Below are 15,442 nucleotides of genomic sequence, written 5' to 3'. Positions count from 1 at the left end.
TCCACGCTGGAATACGGTATCGCAGGCGCGTTCGGGGAATTTCCTCACCCTCGTCCGGGTGAGCCCGCACGAGCGCTCGCTCGCAGAGGCCCGGCACGGCTCGCCTCACGGCTCGACGAAGGACGATGCGTCACGCATCTTTTCGTCCCAAAGGGGACGAATGCGCCGTGCGAGGGAGGCGCCGCCAGCACGCTGTGGAGAGCATATCGGGGAACCGGTTGCGTACCGCCGAGGCAACGGACGAGATGGCCCGGCGGCGCTCGTTCGCGGGGATGGCCGTGGTGCGTCCCGTCGTCCTCGGGATGCTCATGGTCGGGCTCTTCCTCCTGGATATCACGACGCCCCTGGGATTCATGTTTCCCTACGGATACGTCGTGCCCGTCTGCCTCGCCGTATGGCTCCCCCGTCGCAGCGCCACGCTCATCGTCGTCGGGGGATGCACGCTCCTCACGACGCTCGGCTTCTTTCTCACCACGGGGACGCCCGTCGTTCCGCCTTGGGTCGACGCCACGGGCCGCGTGTCGAGCGTGGTGGTCCTCTGGGTCACGACGGCGTTCGGCGTGCAATGGCGGAGCGCGGCCGAGCGGCTGCGCACGGTCGCAGAGCAGAGCGCGCAAGAGGTGGCCAAACGGAGGCGCATGCAGGAGGCCCTGGAAGCCCATAACACGCACCTCGGCCTGCTCGCCAAGGCCGCCGGGCGCCTCGTCCTCAGCGACGAGCCCGCGGAGCTGCTCGGGCCGATGTTCGCCGAACTCGGCGCCGAGCTCGGCGTGGAGCTTTATTTCAATTACATGACGGGACATACGCCCAAGACGCTCGAACTCGAATCGAGCGGGGGGCTCACGGACGAGCTGCGCGAGCGATACCACGTGCTCCACTACGGCGAGTTCCTCTGCGGCTCGGTGGCCGAGACGGGCAAGCCCCTCATCCTCGAAGACCTCCAGCATTCCACGTTCCCCGGATCCGGCCCGCTCAAGGGGGTCGGCGCGCAGGTCTACGCCGGCTATCCCCTCATCGCCCACGGCCGCGTGCTCGGCACGCTGGCCTTCGCGACGAGCCGGCGCCCCCGGTACACGGACGACGAGCTCCGGCTCATGCAGACGCTCAGCGACCAGGTGGCCGCCGTCATCGATCGCGGCGAGCTCCTCCACAGGCTCAAGGAGAGCGAGCGAGCCGCGCAGCGCCACCTCGCCGAGCTCCAGAGCGTGTACAAGACCTCGCCCGCGGGCCTCTGTGTCCTCGACACCGAGCTCCGGTACGTGAACGTCAACGAAACGCTGGCCCAATACAACGGCGCCCCTGTCGCCGCCCACATCGGTCGCACGATAGGGGAGGTCCTGCGCGGCGAGACGGGGCCCATCGAGCTCTTGCTCCGTCGCGTCTTCGAGACCGGCGAAAGCTCGATGGACCACGAGTATCGAATGGAGACCCCCGCGCAGCCTGGGGTCTTGCGGGATTGGATTTCGAGCTACGTGCCAATCAAGGATCCGGCGGGCGTGGTGCAGGCCGTCAACGTCGTGGTGCAAGAGGTCACCCGGCTGAAGCAGACCGAGCGCGCGCTGCGCGAGGCGGGGCTCGCGCTCGAGGAGGCCGATCGCCGCAAAGACGAGTTTCTGGCCATGCTCGGGCACGAACTCCGAAATCCCCTGGCCCCCATTCGCACGGCCGTGAAGGTCCTCGACATGCAGGCCGGCCGCTCGCCGGAGGCGCGCCAGACGCTGGCCATGATCGAGCGGCAAATCGCACACATGGCCCGGATGATCGACGATCTCCTCGACGTCTCGCGGATCTCCCGCGGCAAGCTGGAGCTGCGCAAGGAGCCTTGTGACGTCGTGCAGATCGTCCGCGACGTCGCCAACGATTACGGGTCCATCGTGTCGGGCAATGGCCTCGCGCTCTCGCTCTCCTTGCCGGACGAACCCCGCTGGGTGGAAGGCGATCCCACCCGGCTCTCGCAGATCGTGGGCAATTTGCTGCACAACGCGGTCAAATTCACGGACGCGGGCGGGCAGATCGAAGTGCGGGTGGACGAGGCCCCGCGGACGAACCAGGTCTGCATCACGGTCAGCGATACCGGGATCGGAATGGATGCGGCCATGCTCGGGCGGCTCTTCGAGACATTCAGCCAGGCCGATCGGAGCCTCGACCGATCACGCGGCGGGCTCGGGCTCGGGCTCGCCGTGGTCAAGGGGCTGGTCGAATTGCACGGCGGCGCCGTCGAGGCCGATAGCGCGGGGCCGGGGAAAGGCTCGACGCTCCGCGTGTGGCTCCCGCTCTCGGCGGAGGCCGCGCTCACCGCACCGTCGCCCTCGGCGGCGGCGCCTCGACAAACCGACGGCCCTTTGCGGATCCTCGTCATCGAGGACAACCACGACACGGCCGACATCCTGCAGAACTTGCTCGTGCTCCTCGGATATCGCACCGAGGTGGCGTACACGGGCCCCGAGGGAATCGAGGCGGCGAAGCGGCTGCGCCCCGACGTGGTGCTCTGTGATCTCGGCCTGCCGGACATGGATGGTTTCGCGGTGGCCCGCGCGCTCCGCGCGCTCCCCGCGACGGCGGGCAGTTATCTCATCGCGCAGACCGGATACGGCGGCGCGGAGGATCGCCGCCGCGCGCTCGCCGCGGGATTCGATTCCCACATGACGAAGCCGATCGATCCCGCGGAGCTCGAACGTGTCCTCTCCTCCGTTGCGGACATGCGCCGCGAACGCCCGCGGGCCGTCCCTCGGAGGCCGGTGCGTCGCTCGGCGTGAGCGCGAAAGGGCGGCGGACCGCGATTCTCGCTTGACAAACGCGGCCCGTTCGCATTCCGTCCCGACATGGTTCGTCGGCTCGCGGCAGCGATAACCTTGACGCTCTCCTTCTCGCCGGCCCTCGCCTGGGCGGCCGGCGGTGAGCTCGCCGAACTCGCGGAGCGCACGAAGCCCTCGGTCGTGCTTCTCACGGTGGAGGACGCGACGGGCCACAAGGTCGGGACGGGGACGGGCTTTTTCGTTTCGTCGGACGGGCGGATCGTCACGAACCACCACGTCGTGGACGGCGCCGCGAAGGTGACGGCGACGCTCGCCGATGGCTCGAAGCTCGCGATCCTCGGGCGCCTCGGCGACGACGAGGCGCGGGACATCGCCATTCTGAAAGCGGATGGGGCGGGGCTGCCGGCGCTCGCGCTCGGCGATTCGAGCGGCGTCGCGACGGGCGACGAGGTCGTGGTCATCGGTAGCCCCCTGGGACTCTCGGGCACGCTGACGGTGGGAATCGTCTCGGCGAAACGCGAGCGCGGCGTGGGCAAGGAAATCGATCGGGCCTCGGAGCTCGAATCGTGGGGCATCCAGATCACGGCCGCGATTTCCCCTGGCTCGAGCGGATCCCCCATCATGACGAGGCGCGGCGAGGTCGTCGCCGTCGCGGTGGGCACCTTGAATCAATCGCAGAGCTTGAACTTCGGCATCCCGATCGAGGTGGTGAAGGGAATGCTCGAAAAGCTCGGGCCGGCGGCGCCCGTGATCCCCTTCGAGAGCAATCCGGAGCAGGACGTGCTCCGCAATTTGTTGATATCGGCCGCCGTGATCGGGGGGCTCGTCGTCGTGGTCGCCGTGTGGAACTTCGTGTCCGCGCGCGGGTCACGTCCAAAGGCGCGCCGGGGGAATTAGACCCGGACGAATCCCGATCAAAACGGGAGCCCGCTCGGCTTTTCCGTGTTGTTGCTCACTGCCAGTGGTAACATCGCGCGCCGGGGGGGTCATGAAAGCCGGAGACTGCATCGGGGGTGACTATCGCCTCGTCCGTCCACTCGGCGAGGGGGCGATGGGGTCGGTGTGGGAGGCGCAAAGCGAGCGCACCGCGCGTCGCGTCGCCATCAAGCTGATTCTGCGGCCAAGCGCGGACCTCCGCCTTCGCCTCAGCCGCGAGGCGCGCGCATTCAAGAGTTTGTCCCATCCGAATATCGTCGACGTCTACGACGCCGGCGAGACGTCCGCGGGGGATCCTTTTCTCGTCATGCAGCTCCTCTCGGGGGAGACGCTCGCCGATCTCCTGGAGCGGGAGCGCAGGCTGCCGTCCAAGCAAGCCGCGAGGATCGGACGGGACGTCGCGCTCGCCCTCGCGGCGGCGCACGGGGCCCGCATCATTCACCGCGATCTGAAGCCGGAGAACGTGTTTCTCCACCGAGAATCGAGCACCGACGGCTTTGTCGTGAAGGTCCTCGATTTCGGCGTGGCCAAGCAGCTCGATACAAAGGACTGCGTCCGCACCGTCACGGGCGTCATGGTCGGCACACCGGGGTACATGAGCCCCGAGCAGGTGCTTTGCGTCGAGGATCTCGATTTCCGCACGGATGTGTGGTCGCTGGGCGTCGTCCTGTACGAGATGCTCACCGGCGTGCGGCCCTTCAAGGGCAACGTGGACGTCCTCTTCCAGCAAATCCTGAAGGCCGCGATTCCGCCGGTCGCGAGCCGCGTCCGTCACGTCGACCCGCGGCTCGCCGATCTCGTCGACCGATGCCTGCAGCGCGAGAGGGACAAACGTATCCAATCCGCGGAAGAAGTCGCGGCCCTGCTCGAGCCCATGGCGAGCGCGCGCGAGCTGCTTCCCCTCGTGGATCCGGCGCTGGAGGTTCCCATTCCGTCGACACTCCCGCGCCCCGACATCCTGCCGGAGACGCAGAAGTTCACGCTGGCGATCGACGGCACGACGCCCGAGGAGGCCGATGCGCCGACGCAAATCGGGGAAGTCGCCCTGAAGGGTACGGTCATCCTTCCCCCCGGGGCGAATCCGAACACCGACGGAGACGAGCGGCGCCCTGCGCTCCCGGGGTTCGATGGACCACGGGCGCCCTGGCGAGATGCGTCCCTGAGCGCCATTCTCACCGCGACCACGACGCAGGTCTCCGCCACCGCAGGGAACCACACCGCGCCGAGCACCGTGATGACCGTCGGAGCCATCACCGTGACGGCCGGGAGCGAACCACCGGACGGCACATTGCAGAAACAGCGGCGAAGGCGGCAAGTGATGCGCCGGGGGGCGCTCTTGCTCCTGCTCGTCGCGGCGCCGTTCTTGATTTTCATCGTGGCGTCCCGGGCGACCACGAAAACACCCGCGGACATGGCCGTGCCAAACGGGACGATCGTGCTCCCCTCGCCTCCGCCCGCGCCGGACGACATGGCGCGGATGGCGCCCGCGCCCGCGTCGCTGCCGGAGGCCCAACCCGCGCCGTCCTCCTCGTCGGACGCAGGGCCCGCGCCGCATGTCGACGGCCCGGATCAACGGAGCGCATTGCCCATCCACGGGGGCAAGCCGCCGGCCGATCCGCCGGCACAACGCGCCCCGACGACAGCAAAGGCGAAATCACCCGCCCCGAGCACGAAGGCGCCCGCAGGCGGGAAGGCATGCCCTCGATTTTTCCCGAATTGCAAGCGCTGACCGGGCTCGTTTTCCGCATAGGCGCTCGATTCATTGGCAATTCGTGATATCCTGCCGCATGGGTGGGAGCATCAAAAGGGACAAACGAGCGCGGTATGTCTTGCCGCTCGTCCTGGCGCTCGCCGCGCAGAGCGCCGCGCGGCCCACGGCAGCGGCCGATCCTGCGTCGCCTCCGGGGGTGTCGTCCTCGCCCGCCGACGTGGCCCGGGCGCATTACGTGCGCGGCAAAGACGCGGCGAAGGCAAAGCAATGGAAGGCCGCCCTCGACGAGCTGCGGGCCGCCTGGCGGATCATGCAGCATTTCCAGATCGCGGGCACGCTCGGGTGGGTCGAGCTCGAGCTCGGCCACCACCGCGACGCGGCAGAGCACCTCTCGTATTTTCTGCGGCACGCCGAGGACGTTGCGGCAGACGAGATGAAGGCCACGTCCGCGATGCTGTCCGAGGCGCGCGCCAATGTCACGGAGCTGTCCGTGCAATCGAACGTGGCGGGCGTCCATTTGATCGTGGACGGCGAAGACATGCGGTGGCCCGAGGCGAACGCCGGCGTGTTCGTCGAGCCGGGGAGGCGGACGATCGAGGCGCGGCTCGGCGAGCGCTCGTCGGGCCCGGTCGTGATCGAGGCCAAACCCGGCGCGTCGCAGCTCTTGCGGCTGGATCTGCCGAAGGGCGAGGCGCCGCGCGCGGGGGGGCTCGCGCGTCATGACGAGGAGGACGACATGAACGCGCCGCCGGGGACCCCTGGATCGATGCGCAAGCCGCTGCTCGTCGCGGGCAGCGTGACCGCGGGGATCGGAATCGTGGGGGGCATCGTGTTCACGGCCCTTTCGCAGGCGCGCGCACGCGAGGCGGTGGCGAAGGCGGAGCCCCTCGCCAGCGCAAAGGACGATTACTGCACGTCGAACCCCGGCGCGGGCCCGTGCCCCGATCTCATTCGCCTGAAGACCGCGCAAAACCAGCTCGGCGAGGCCGCGCTCTGGAGCTTCGTCGGGGGAGGCGTGATCGCCGTCGGGACGCTCGTGTACGGCCTTTCGGGGCCGAAACGCGAAACGACGGGCTCGGTGTACGCGCTCCCCGCGGTGTCCTCGCAGGGGGGCTCGCTCGTGGTCCTGGGAACCTTTTGAGGAAAAACGATGATGCGTGGTGTGAATGGGGGAGGTTCGCGGCCCATGCGCCGTCATGGCGCGAGGTCCGCGCTGGCGCTGCTCGCCTGCGCCGCAGGAGCCGTCGCGTTCGGGGGCTGCGGGCTCGACATGTTTGCCGATTGCAGCGTGACGAAGACCTGCGCCGGCGAGGCGAGCTCGCAGGCGGCATGCCCCCTCGGCGAGGATCCGAGCCGGCCTTCGCCGTGCGGGCTTTATGTGGCAGCTTCCGGCAAGGACGACAATCCGGGGACGGCCGAGCGCCCGCTGCGGACGCTGCGCGCGGCCGTCGAGAAGGCGCAGACGCAGGGGGCGAGGCCCATTTATGCGTGCGCCGAGACGTTCATCGAGCCGCTCGTATTGCGCGGCGGAGAGGTGCTCCACGGCGGATACAACTGCACCGGTGGCGCGCCGTGGACCACGCAAGCCGGCGTGACGACGCTGTCCGCGAGCGCGAACGAGGTGCCCTTGCGGGTCGGCGCGGAGGGGCCGACGGTCGTGACGAATTTCAAGGTCGTCGCCGCGGATGCCGTTCCAAGTGGAGCCTCGTCCATCGCGGTGATCGCGGACCGGGCCGATTTGAAGCTCGTCCGATGCCATCTGGAGGCCGGCCTCGGCGCGGATGGGTTTGCCCCGCCGATGGAAGCGACCGGCGCGACCGCCGGCGCGACCGGGAAAATGGGGTTTGCCGCGTGCACGTACGGCACGGTGCAAGAACTCTCCTCGGCGTGTGGCACCGTCGAATCAACGGGCGGCTCGGGGGGATTCGGCACGTCGCCGTGGGGAAAGGCCGGTCGCAATAGCTCGTTCGGCAAGGACGTGAGCGGTGGCCAGGGCGGCGAGCCCGAAGAATTCACGCTGACCGAATGCACGCCAGGCGGGGCCGGCGTGAACGGAAGCATCGGCGCGCACGGCGCGCACGGCGCGGAGATCGGGACGATTTCGACGGATGGATACGTTGGGGCAACGGGGACGAGCGGCGGCGAAGGTGGCGTGGGATTGGCCGGAGGCGGCGGCGGAGCCGCCCTGGGCGGGTCGGGCGCGAACAAATGCCAGACGGGGAGCGCCACGCTCCACGGGGCCGGCGGCGGCAGCGGCGGCACGGGCGGCTGCGGCGGCAAAGGCGGCGCGGGCGGCGGCGCGGGCGGCGGGAGCTTCGGCCTGATGAGCCTCGACGCAAGGCTCTCGTTCGAGGCCGTCACAATCGTCACGGCGAGCGGCGGCAAGGGCGGGAGCGGGGCCGCAGGCCAGGCCGGCGGCAAAGGCGGCGCGGGAGGGATCGGCGGCGCGCCGCCCCTGATTTCCCCCTTGAAGCCCGGGTGCTACGGCGGGAGCGGCGGCAAGGGCGGTGACGGCGGCCACGGCGGCGGCGGTCGCGGTGGGCATTCGATCGGGATTGCCTACGTGGGGAATGCACCACCGGCCACGGGCGTCTCGTTCGAGGTCGGGCTCGAGGGTCCGGGCGGCCAGGGCAGCGATCCCCAGGATCCGGCGCCCGCGGGCGTCCGCGCAACCACGCAAGCCTTCGACTGATTCACGCAAAACGACGTCGCCGCGCTCCCCCGGGGCGCGGCGACGTTCCCTGCCAAACGCGGACGGTCAAAACCTCGGCGGGCCCCCGACGACCGGCGGCGGCTTGCGGGACGCCTTCGGCGACCGCGCTTTCGCTTGCTTGTTCGAGGAGGCGCCCTCCTGCTCGGCGACGCTCGCGCCAGCCTTGTGCTGCGGGGTCGGCGCCGCGAAAGACGGGCTCGGCAAGGGCGGCGCAGCGGGCCGCGCGACGCCGAGCGGCGCGGCATCCGCGCCGGGCGTGAGGAGCGGCGCCGGCGATTCTGCCACGGATTCAGCGCCCGGATTCGTCCCGCGCAGCAGGTACAGGCCAAAGCAACCCAGGGCCACGACCGCGCCGAGCCCGGCCCAGGGCCATCGTTTTGCCGAGGGCAATGGCATTTCGGCACAAGGGTCAACTTTGTCCGGAGGCGCGGGCTCCTCCTCCACGAGCAGGGCCTCCGTGGGCCCACGATATTGATCCCGCCAGCCACGCCCACGCTCGGGCTCGTCGTGCCCACGCACGGGCGTCGCGCCGAACAGCTCCCGCGCGAGCTCGTCCTCGTCGAGCGGCACGCGTTCGAGCGGAAACACCGGCGTCCCCGAAGGCTGCGGGCCTACCTCGCTCGCAGGCAAAAATCGGATCGTGACGCCGTTCGGCAGGTCGGACTCGCGCCCGTTCGAGAGGGCCGTCCATTTGATGTTCGATCGATAAAGGACGGCCGCGATCCGCGCCGCGCACCCCGCGATCTCCTCGAACGGGGAATCGTCGTCGTGCACGATCACGATGCGCCCCGGCAGCTTGACCTCCTCGGCCACCGCCCAGCGGAGCGAGCGTGTCCCCGGGCCCGCTGCCGGCAGCCCCTCGAAGCTCGCTTGGTACGCTTGCAAGAGCGGCAGCGCCGCGGCCGGATCCTCGCCGCGGCGGGCATACGTGTGATACCAGCCGCTTCCCTCGGCCGTCACCGCCGTGCACTCGAAGAGCCGCGCCCGGAATTCGAGCGCGGCGCGTTGCACGAACGCCGCGTCGAGATCCCGCTCGATGGCCACGATGGCGTGCGAGAACGGCGGGTCTTGCCGGCCTGCGTGGTCGCGGGCGCCGCGAATGCGCAGCCCGAAGATGAGCGCCACGCCGCCGCGCCCCGGCTCGTGTTGTGTATCGTCGCGGGAGAGGTTCCCGATGGCGAACGCGCAATCACTCGTCGTGCGCGGCTCGATGTACTTGAGCAGCCGCGCCAGGTGGCCGAAATGCTGCCGGGACAAGGGCCCCTGCGGCACCTCGGGGTGATGGATGAAATCGATCTGGTGCCCTGGGACGTTCCCGTGCAGGAAATGGTACCATGCCACGTCGGAAGGCGCCTTGTACGTCGGCGCCACGTAGCTTCCCCTTCGGTCGCCGCCGCGCGCGCTCATTCAGTTCACCCGCGAAAGCTTGGGAGGTTCGGCGGACGCGTTCACCGCGGGCAGCGGGATCGTCTTCTCCGACATCTCCGCCTTCGGCGCCTCCGAGAAGTCCTTCACCATGCGTTGCAAGAGCTGCGAATCGTACGCGTGCTTCGGGAGGATGCGCTCCACGAAATGTGAGAACAGGAGGTGGGTCGAGTGCCCGAAGTTCGCGGAGCCGACGAAGACGCGAATGTCGAGCTGCATCGAGTACTTCATCAGGTTCTCGATGAGCGGGGCATAGAGCTTCTTCGCTTGCTCCTCCACTTCGAGCGGCGTGCCGGAGAGCAGATCACTCTTGTTGATGAAGAGCACGACCGTCTTGCACGACGCCACGGTCTTCGGGCCGAAGAAGTACTTGAGCGCCTGCGCCTGGAACTCCTGGAGCTGCTCCTGGATGCGCCCTGGCTCGACCTTTTTTGCGTCCTTGCCGCCGAGATCGACCACGATGAGCAGCCCGTGAATCTCGTCCCCGATGAGCTCCTGCTGCGCGTCGACGATGTGCTCGCCGCCCCAATCGCCGACCTCGAAGACGTGCTCGATGACCACGTCTTTCTGCGACACGTGGCTCACCGTCCGCTCGTATCGATCGATCTTGGTGCCCGCGAGGACGCCGAGGTCGATGAGCGGGTTCGCCCATTTGAGCGTGAGCGAGGTTTTGCCCGTGGCCTTGACGCCGAGGGTGAGGATCTTGTACGTCTTGCGCGTGATCTTGGGCCGCTTTTCGAGCTCGGCCCGGAGCCAGAGGATCTCCTGCTCCTGGTGGTCGAGCCAGCCAACCTTTTTCTTGTCCTCTTCCACGGCGACGTGGAGCTTCGCCCCGAGCGCCCTGTTTTCGTTTTCCAGGGACTCGGCGCGCTTCCGCACGTCGATTTCGGCTTGCGTCGTCCGCCGATATCGCGCCGCCACGAAGACGAGCCCAGCCAGGGCGAACGCGAGCAAGATGCACGAGGCGATGAGCATCGACATGAAAGTCCCCCGGGATAGCCCCCCATCGTCGAGGACGGGACGGCCTGCGCGCCACGCAAGACCGTCCGGCTCGTCCGTCGGCGAGCTCCAGTGTAGCCCAGAATTGAATCACGGAACACAGGGTTTCGGCGGTTGTCGGGACTCTGTCACGCTCGGAATGCGATCTCCGTCGTCTACGTTCTCCGGCGCCATGCGCGCGCCTATCCTCCTCTTTGCCTCGTTTGTCCTGCTCGCTTGTGGGCAGGGCCGGAATCCTTCGCACGGGACTACGGTCCGAGGCCCGGAGGTCGTCCTCTCGGCCGAGCGCGACGCGGGCGCGCCTGACGCATCGACCCCCGAAACGAGTTCCCTCGCGGAGGAAAACCCGCCCGAGCCCCGGTGGGCGGACGATTGCCCCGCCGCAGCCGCCGCGCCCGAGCCGTCCTGGAAATCGATCCGGTTCGAGCTCGTGCCCCGACAAGCGGAGGACGACGATACGTCGCCGGTTCCGCGGGAGGTGCAGGTCGCCGGAGAAGACGAGGAAGTTTTTCCGGCCGTGAACCACGAGGGGACGATCATGGTCGAGCGATTCTCGGACACGGAGAGCTTCAGCGGGCATGACCACGATTCGGTGGGGTTCTTTTCAGTGGCGACGGGGAAGTCACTCGGGTTTTACATGCTCTCGTCCGACCTCCGGGAATCGAGCCCCAGTGCCGACGCGATCGCGAAGGAGCGCAAGCGATTGAAGCGGGACATGGACGCCGCCCATCGCATTCTCGACAAGAGCACGTGGAAACGCGTGTCGTCAGGACGAAAGCCCGACGGGCCGTGCCCCGGGACGCCTTTCACGAAGCTCGACCAGGAGCGGGACGCGCGCGACGGCTTTCGGTGGCCACGCGTGACGCGGTTCGATCGGGAGGGGCTCGATTTCGAGGTTCAGCCTTCCCAGGACGAGGACGGGGTCAAGGTCGAGGAAAAGGTCATCGTTCGAGCGCTCCAGGCCGACGGGACGATCCACACGGTGGCGCTACCCCACAACCTCGTTCCGCCCGGAAGAACCACCTGGATGGCCGACAAGAGCGGGACGTGTGGTTGGTCCGAGGGGTTCTATGGGTTCGGCTCCCGGGAGCTCGGCGTCTTTTTCGTGTACGGCGACAAGAATTTCGGCGGGGATAGCTGCGGGGCTGAGCTCGCGGGGAAGCGCACGTCCGTGATTCGGCTTCCGCCGGAGCTCCGGACCGCGCGCTGAAGCGACGAGAGGGGTTGCCTTCGCGCCCGGCGTGTGGCAGGGTCGCGCCGTGGCATTCATTCGGCTGCGCTGAGCTCGGCATCCTCGTCCTCCTTGCATCCCCGGCACAGCTGGGTCGATGCAGCGAGCGCGTGGGTGCTTGTCCGTGCCCGCTTCCCCCCGGGGAAGACGGGGCGCGGTGGCTCACGCCGGCAGCCTGGCAGCCCACGGTGAATGCTCCATCCTGAGCTGCCGGTCGTGAGACGGCGCGTCGCGCGTCTTCCCCTTCCGTATGCGCCTTCGGGCGTACGAAGAGGAGTTTTTCATGACTGAAGGTAGTGCTCTCTCGTCCGCGGCATCTTCGTCCTTCGAGCCACTCGATTCTGCCCCCGCGCTCCTCGCGGCCGCGCGCCGCGCGGGGCTCCGGGTCACGACCGAAATGGCCGATTTCGATCGAAGTGGCCTCGATTTCCTCGTGGTGCACGCCCACGACGAGGAAGGCGTGCCATGGGTCGTGCGGACGCCGCGGCGTTTGTCCGTGGCCTCCGCCGCGCGCGTCGAAGCGCGGGTGCTCGATCTCGTGCGCGCGCACCTGCCCGTCGCCGTGCCGCATTGGCGCGTGTTCACCGATCAGGTGATCGCCTACCCGCGCCTCGGCGGCGTCCCAGCCATCACCGTGGATCCCGCCGCCGGCGTCGTCTGGAATCGTATCGATCCACAAGCCCCCGCGGCCGTGTTCATCACGTCGTTCGCCGAGGCCGTCGCGGCACTCCAGAAGGTGGACGCCCGTGCGATCGAAGCGGCGGGCGTGCCCACGAAATCGATCGAGGACAGCCGCGCCGAGATCGCCCGCGCCATGGACGATACACGCGCCGTGCTCGCGCCGCCCGAGGTGGTCTGGGCGCGCTGGCAGCGCTGGCTCGCGAACGACGCGATCTGGCCGCGTCACCTCGCCATGGTGCACGGCGATCTCCACCCGGGCCACCTGCTGCTCGACGAGGAGGGTCGGTTGACGGGGATCCTCGACTGGACCGAGGCCCACCTCGGGGATCCATCGATCGATTTCTCGATCTTCGCCGGCGCTTTCGGCAAGACCGCGCTCGAATCGTGCATCGAGCGGTTCGAGGCGGCCGGAGGCACGACGTGGAGCGGCCTCGCCGCGCACGCCGCCGAACGCTGGGCCGCAGCCCCCGCGCTCGGGGCGAAGTGGGGGCTCACGACGGGGAATGATGCCGTGATCGAGTTCTCCCGGACGATGCTCGCGACGATCGCCCAGGAAAGCGGGTAACTCAGGAACCCTGCAATCGCCAGGGCGGAAAACGTCGCGCCTCCCCGGCCCGATAGAGACAAACACGGTTGCCCGACGGATCCGTGAGGTACGCCTCACGCCAAAGCCAACGCTGGTCCGTCGGGAGCACCTCGAAGGTGAGGCCCGCCTTCGATAGGCGCTCGACCGTCGCGTCGAGATCGTCCTCCTCGAAATAAACGACCACGCCGTCCTTCCCGGGCGGCGTGTCCTGCAGGTGGAGCGAGAACGTGGCCGGCTCGCCGCCGGCCGCGTCGGGGCATTCGAAGCGCGCGTAGTGGTCGGAGCGCACGATCAGGCGCAAGCCGAGCGCCTGGTAGAAGGCGATCGAGGCGGCGATGTCCGTGGCCGGCACGGTGACCTGGTTCATTCGCATGAATCAAGTGTAGGGCGGCCGGCGCCGCGGGAGCAAGATGGTTCTCCACGGCGGCCCGGTGGGGCGTGGGAAAAACCCACCGGGCTGCAGGCGGCGCGCTCAGTCCTGGATCGCCCGGTACATCTGGATGCGCGAGGCATTGGCGCCGCTGATGGCCGGCACCTGGCACTCGAGATAAAACGAGCTGAACGAGTACGCGTCCGTGATCGACGCGACGTTCAAGGTCTGGTAGCTCGCGCTCGACCCGGTCGAGCACGACCACGCGCCGGTGGTCTTCGTGCCGCCCGGGTTCTTCGAGACCGCCCGGCAGCACACGTTCGTCGAGGCGTTCTGATCGACGACGAAGACGGTGCCGCTGAGGTTCGTGGTCGTGACGCCGGTGCCGATCGGACGCTCCGTCGGGCAGATCGCGGTGATCAGCGAGGCGGACTGATTCTCGGCCTCGCCGTCGGCGCGCGCCGTGAGCGCCTGGCCACTCGTGGCGACACAAGCCGAGCCGGGTGCGTTTTGGGTCGAGGCCGCGAGCGCGACGCCAGCGTAGAGGAGCCCTCCGACGAGGATGAGGAGACCCTTGAGGGGGGAGTGCTTCTTGTTCATGATGGCTTTCGTCCTTCGCTTTCGAATCGTCGTATCAATCTACGTTTTAAATCTTCGGTTTCTTTCGGGCCGCCCGGCGCTCAGCGCATCGAGAGGCGCGACCGGTACCCCTGCACGCCCGAGAGGCCGAGCGCGGCGCTCCCCGGCACGGTGCAATGCAGGCTGAACTGGCTCCACGTGTACGGGTCGTACAGCGACGGGACCTGGAGCGGCTGGTAGTCCGCGCTCGCGCCGCTCGAGCAGACCGTCGTCGTCTCGATGTGCGTCCCCGTCGGGTTCTTCGACTGGAGCTTGCAGCACACGTTCTGGCTCGCGTGGCGATCCAGCACGAAGAGCCTCGGCACGTCGACCACGTCCGGATACCCCTCCTCGCCCCCGGGACGTTGCATGGGGCATACCACCTGCACCGACCCCGCCGTCGCATTGAGGGCCTCCCCGTCACTGCCGTAATCGACCGACGCGCTGCCCACGGGCCGGCAATACGTGCCCGCCTGGTTCACCTGCTTGACCACGGTCGGGTTGACGATGCTGTTCACCCAATCCCGAAACACCTCGGCGCTCGTCTGGCGGTTGTAGTTCGTCGTGTTGCCCGCCTTCATCACGCCCGTCAGGCCGCTGCCGTTCCAGCAGGACGACCCCGAATCCCCGGGCAGCTCCATTTGACCGAGCGCGTTCGGGACCTGGAACCGGTACCACATGACCGGGTCGACCGGGTCCTCGATGATGCTGAACGACGCGGTCCGCAGGTTGCCGTCCGTCGGCGTCAAGCATACGCCCCACTTGTGGCAATATTGCCCGCTGGGGCAAGGCATCTGGTCGGAGCAAGCGGCCCCCGAGTCGATCGCGCCATACCCGGCGCAGAACACGGTGTCGCCGATCAGCGACGCCGTGGTGCCCGTATACAGCGGCAACGACGCGACGCCCGGATCGATCGGCGTCGCGAGCCGGACGAGCGCGACGTCCACGCCGTCGACACTTTGCGGGTGGAAGAGCAGCTCGACGCCGACGGACGACGCCGTGCTGCCGTCGTCGAGGCGCAGGTTCGCCCATATCGTCGACGGATCGGTCCCGGCCCCGTCCGGAAAGCAATGGCCGGCCGTCAGCACCCACTCGCGATTCAACAGCGTGCCCGTGCAGCCGGGCAATCGGACGACGTTGCGCGTCCAGGTCTGCGTGCTCTGCGTCCACGGATCCCATACCGTACCATTCTTGATGGCCTCCTCGGACTCTGCCGTGGCCCCTTCGTCCACGTCGGGCAGCTCGCCCCCGGCACATCCGCTGCCCAGGGCGGCGGTAAGCGCGAGCGCCATGAGCGTCGCTCCGCACATGAAGCGGTAGGGCGCGAACCTCTGGCTTCGTTGGTGTGTCATGACCATTGACTCCTCGTCCGGACGGCGACTCGATTGTCGTCCGGTAGCGCGGGGAGCCATTGCG

At 68.4% G+C, this 15,442-nt stretch carries 12 protein-coding genes; 7 read left to right on the top strand and 5 right to left on the bottom strand.

From position 1 onward, the window contains the following. Positions 1-245 precede the first annotated feature (245 nt). The 5 genes from POL67_RS17175 (at position 246) to POL67_RS17155 (ending at position 8,095) form a co-directional block, all read left to right on the top strand. Positions 246-2,756: an ATP-binding protein gene (locus POL67_RS17175; protein ID WP_271918449.1), complete on the top strand. Its 2,511-nt coding sequence runs from the start codon at positions 246-248 to the stop codon at positions 2,754-2,756. A gap of 66 nt (positions 2,757-2,822) precedes the next feature. After that, positions 2,823-3,653, top strand: coding sequence for a S1C family serine protease (locus POL67_RS17170; RefSeq protein ID WP_271918448.1), 831 nt, complete (start codon positions 2,823-2,825; stop codon positions 3,651-3,653). A gap of 91 nt (positions 3,654-3,744) precedes the next feature. Further along, entirely contained in the window at positions 3,745-5,421 is a 1,677-nt protein-coding gene (locus POL67_RS17165) for a serine/threonine-protein kinase (protein WP_271918447.1), read from the top strand. A 58-nt stretch (positions 5,422-5,479) separates the two neighbouring features. Further along, positions 5,480-6,544 (top strand): hypothetical protein, encoded by a 1,065-nt coding sequence (locus POL67_RS17160; RefSeq protein ID WP_271918446.1) that lies wholly within the window; start codon positions 5,480-5,482, stop codon positions 6,542-6,544. Positions 6,545-6,589: 45 nt separating this feature from the next. Next, positions 6,590-8,095 (top strand): PGRS family protein, encoded by a 1,506-nt coding sequence (locus POL67_RS17155; protein WP_271918445.1) that lies wholly within the window; start codon positions 6,590-6,592, stop codon positions 8,093-8,095. Positions 8,096-8,161: 66 nt separating this feature from the next. On the opposite strand, the gene POL67_RS17150 is transcribed toward POL67_RS17155, so the two are convergent. Further along, positions 8,162-9,487 carry a hypothetical protein gene (locus POL67_RS17150; RefSeq protein WP_271918444.1) on the bottom strand — a complete coding sequence of 442 codons (1,326 nt, stop codon included), beginning with the start codon at positions 9,485-9,487 and terminating at the stop codon, positions 8,162-8,164. Between the two features lie 36 nt (positions 9,488-9,523). Next, on the bottom strand, positions 9,524-10,522 hold the full coding sequence (locus POL67_RS17145) for a Rab family GTPase (RefSeq protein WP_271918443.1): 999 nt from the start codon (positions 10,520-10,522) through the stop codon (positions 9,524-9,526). Between the two features lie 190 nt (positions 10,523-10,712). Here POL67_RS17145 and POL67_RS17140 point away from each other — a divergent pair, with 190 nt between their 5' ends. Both POL67_RS17140 and POL67_RS17135 read left to right on the top strand, forming a co-directional pair. Beyond that, a complete protein-coding gene (locus tag POL67_RS17140) occupies positions 10,713-11,750 on the top strand; it encodes a hypothetical protein (RefSeq protein ID WP_271918442.1) in 1,038 nt (345 codons plus the stop codon). A 304-nt stretch (positions 11,751-12,054) separates the two neighbouring features. Continuing rightward, positions 12,055-13,017: a macrolide 2'-phosphotransferase gene (locus tag POL67_RS17135; protein WP_271918441.1), complete on the top strand. Its 963-nt coding sequence runs from the start codon at positions 12,055-12,057 to the stop codon at positions 13,015-13,017. A 1-nt stretch (position 13,018) separates the two neighbouring features. On the opposite strand, the gene POL67_RS17130 is transcribed toward POL67_RS17135, so the two are convergent. The 3 genes from POL67_RS17130 to POL67_RS17120 form a co-directional block, all read right to left on the bottom strand. Beyond that, positions 13,019-13,411: a VOC family protein gene (locus tag POL67_RS17130; RefSeq protein WP_271918440.1), complete on the bottom strand. Its 393-nt coding sequence runs from the start codon at positions 13,409-13,411 to the stop codon at positions 13,019-13,021. Between the two features lie 99 nt (positions 13,412-13,510). After that, on the bottom strand, positions 13,511-14,008 hold the full coding sequence (locus POL67_RS17125) for a hypothetical protein (RefSeq protein WP_271918439.1): 498 nt from the start codon (positions 14,006-14,008) through the stop codon (positions 13,511-13,513). Positions 14,009-14,088: 80 nt separating this feature from the next. Next, positions 14,089-15,378: a trypsin-like serine protease gene (locus tag POL67_RS17120; protein ID WP_271918438.1), complete on the bottom strand. Its 1,290-nt coding sequence runs from the start codon at positions 15,376-15,378 to the stop codon at positions 14,089-14,091. Between the last annotated feature and the right edge of the window lie 64 nt (positions 15,379-15,442).

The organism is Polyangium mundeleinium, from assembly GCF_028369105.1.
Lineage (GTDB): Bacteria > Myxococcota_A > Polyangia > Polyangiales > Polyangiaceae > Polyangium > Polyangium mundeleinium.
The sequence above is the reverse complement of the archived record's forward strand: the minus strand, read 5'-3'. Positions and strand labels throughout refer to the sequence as shown.